Annotated in this window: 2 protein-coding genes and 1 tRNA gene; 1 reads left to right on the forward strand and 2 read right to left on the reverse strand. The window is 42.0% G+C overall.

Annotated elements, in window-relative coordinates; translation table 11 throughout:
- Positions 1-742: 742 nt before the first annotated feature.
- Together H5300_RS26205 and H5300_RS26210 are read right to left on the reverse strand one after the other, a co-directional pair.
- Positions 743-1,927, reverse strand: a complete 1,185-nt coding sequence (locus H5300_RS26205) for an NnrS family protein (RefSeq protein WP_182797307.1) — start codon at positions 1,925-1,927, stop codon at positions 743-745.
- Between the two features lie 38 nt (positions 1,928-1,965).
- Positions 1,966-2,409 (reverse strand): Rrf2 family transcriptional regulator, encoded by a 444-nt coding sequence (locus H5300_RS26210; RefSeq protein ID WP_182797308.1) that lies wholly within the window; start codon positions 2,407-2,409, stop codon positions 1,966-1,968.
- Between the two features lie 325 nt (positions 2,410-2,734).
- Here H5300_RS26210 and H5300_RS26215 point away from each other — a divergent pair.
- Positions 2,735-2,825 (forward strand) — tRNA-Ser (locus H5300_RS26215).
- Positions 2,826-2,858 lie beyond the last annotated feature (33 nt).

Here is a 2,858-nt window from a genome sequence, read left to right on the forward strand (position 1 = left end):
GGATGGCTGAGTGGTCGAAAGCACCGGTCTTGAAAACCGGCAACCGTTAATAGCGGTTCTAGGGTTCAAATCCCTATCCCTCCACCACATTAAAGAAAGCCGCTGAGAAATCAGCGGCTTTTTTGCGTCTGACGTAAAGTGAATCGAATCTAAAGTTTAATATTCAACTATTCCCCAAAGACAGATTGTTTGGTTCATTCTGAACAGTTTAAAGCCCTGTTACGACTCTATAGCTGTTTGAATATCACTGGCTAGCTCAATTTGTATTCTCTCCGCACTCCAGTCATCGATACATACCTTAGACCAAACTTATTTGCACAGCGCGTTCATTCAATATGACTAGACTGGTGGTGCATGCCAATCGGGTACAGTTACTCGCTAGAGAGTCAGAATTCACTGCAGGCTCGAATCGTGTTTAGGCTTGTTTCAGGCACTCATCATAAATCCATAAAAATAAAAAAAATCCAGAGGCTTCATCTAAGTCTCTGGATTTCTAAATTTGGCTTGAGCGCTACTTTAATTAAGCGTTTTCTTGCTTAGTCTCTTGCTGCTCTGCTTGTTTCTTTTGTTCAGCTTCATTTGCTTTTTCTTCGTGGTTTGAACCACCACATCCGCCACAACAGCTCATAATCATACTCTCTTTGATTGTGTTTAAGTCATTCACTGCAGACATAATATTAAAGATGCATTTTAAATGCAACTTTAAAGTCATCAATATTGAACATTCGCAACTTGTAGTAATTTAAGCTTTTGGTTTTATTAAAATTGGTAAGTACAACACAACGAAACAACTGTATGCAGCGACCCACAGAGCGCTGGATAAGGTGATGATAGAGACAATATTATTGGTAAAGTATCCACCAAACACTCGAACAATAAAGGCAAAAACAATGGCGATTAACGCCGCAGTCATTATTTTACCAATCGCAATAGTTCGGCCTGTATGCCCTAAAGACACACGTGAGATCATTGATAAGATCATCACTCCCATTCCACCAACGGTTAATGCATGAATCGCTTGTGATTGTGTGACCAATGACGAAATGATCGAAACGCCATACAAGACCAACCCTAACGAAATGGCCCAGTAGCTTAAGTGTAGAGACCACACAAGAGGAGTCTTAAAAGCAACCCATATTTTCCACCTTACCGCCCTAACCGTATTTGCCAAGCCACTGACAATAAACACGAAAGCAACGAGACTTTGTGGAACTGTAAGTATCTGAAAGCTCAACACAACGGCGAAAATCGTGCTCACGATGCTCAGCTTTTCAAGCCATGGTAATGCAGGGGGTCGTGGTGTCTGTGTGCCATTAGCGGTAAACATAGGAAAAACTCGCCCACCCATAATGCACATGACTAGGGTCACCAACAGCACCATGCTTGTGCTAGCTTGTGAAATTAAGAGTGGCTGCTGAAATAAAACGCCATAGTGCATTGCGGCATTGGCAAAAGTCATTAGCAATAAAATGGGGACGAACAACAGGTTTCGCCAAAGCTTCACACTGACAATATTGTGAGCAAGATAAATTACAGCGATAGGTAAAAACAGTAAATCGAGTCCAGCTACCAGCCAAGGGCTTAGAACTTCAGGCAGGAACATGGCTATTCTTGCACACAACCAGATAGCCAGAAGTATCATTAACCCGCGTCCGTTAATGCTGCGAACACCCGTCCAATTTTGTACGGCCGTCAGTAAAAAACCGACCACGACAGTGGCTGCAAAGCCAAACAACATTTCATGAATGTGCCACCACATTGCACCACCATAAACATTCAGAGTTGCGCTGCCATTCCAAAACGCGGCCCACCCGACTAACGCTGCAATACTAAAAAGTGATGCAAACAAAAAAAATGGTCGAAACGCGAGTTCGAAAAATGCCGTCATTGAAACGCCATTGTTGGGGTTTTGATTTAAATCTTTCATCATCGTAAACCTAGTGAGTAAACAAAACTTGCTTACTTTTAAATAACTTCAACCGCCAAAAGTTGCCCTAGCTTGTAGCTGTGCCCTTCACCGAGGAGATCTAGCAAGCTATAAGCGTCTAAGCTTTTGTAAAAACACTCTTGAGCTTCAGCAAAGATAGTTTTCAATTGGCAATTTGGTGTAATGACACAGCTATTATTCTCGCCAAAACATTCAACCAAGTTACGTTTGTCTTCTAACTCTCGAACTAACGTACCTATGTTGATCTGACTTGGATGGCAACTGAGTTTCAAACCACCATTTTTTCCTCTTGTGGCGATCAGATGTCCTTTGAGGTTGAGTTGCTGAACGATCTTCATTAAGTGGTTTTTAGAAATACCATAACTGTTAGCAATGTCGCCGATGGTGCTAAGAGATTGGTTGTTGATCGCTAAATAGATCAGCACTCGTAGGGAGTAATCAGTGTAACGTGTGATATGCATGGTCGATATTTCACCTTATAAGATGCATTCATTATGAATCTTATAAACAGCAAAGGCAAGTTAACCCTAATGAGGAATGGTGGCTACACACCAAGAAACTAGGGCTTCGGTCCTAATTACGTCCCTCACATCAGTTGTATTCGATCCTTTCTCCATTTTCCTTCCTCAAACGATACCTAATCCCTTAAGTCGAAACGATCAGGAACATTTTTCGATGTGTTTTCACTCTAACCATATAAAAATGCACAAACTTGTTCATAAAAAAAGCAGTCAGTTGATAAGGGTATTTACAAGCGAATCACACCCCTATATTATTCGCGGCACTGGAGGGATGGCTGAGTGGTCGAAAGCACCGGTCTTGAAAACCGGCAACCGTTAATAGCGGTTCTAGGGTTCAAATCCCTATCCCTCCACCACATTAAAGAAAGCCGCTGAGAAATCAGCGGCTT

The organism is Vibrio sp. SG41-7 (genome assembly GCF_014164465.1).
Lineage (GTDB): Bacteria > Pseudomonadota > Gammaproteobacteria > Enterobacterales > Vibrionaceae > Vibrio > Vibrio splendidus.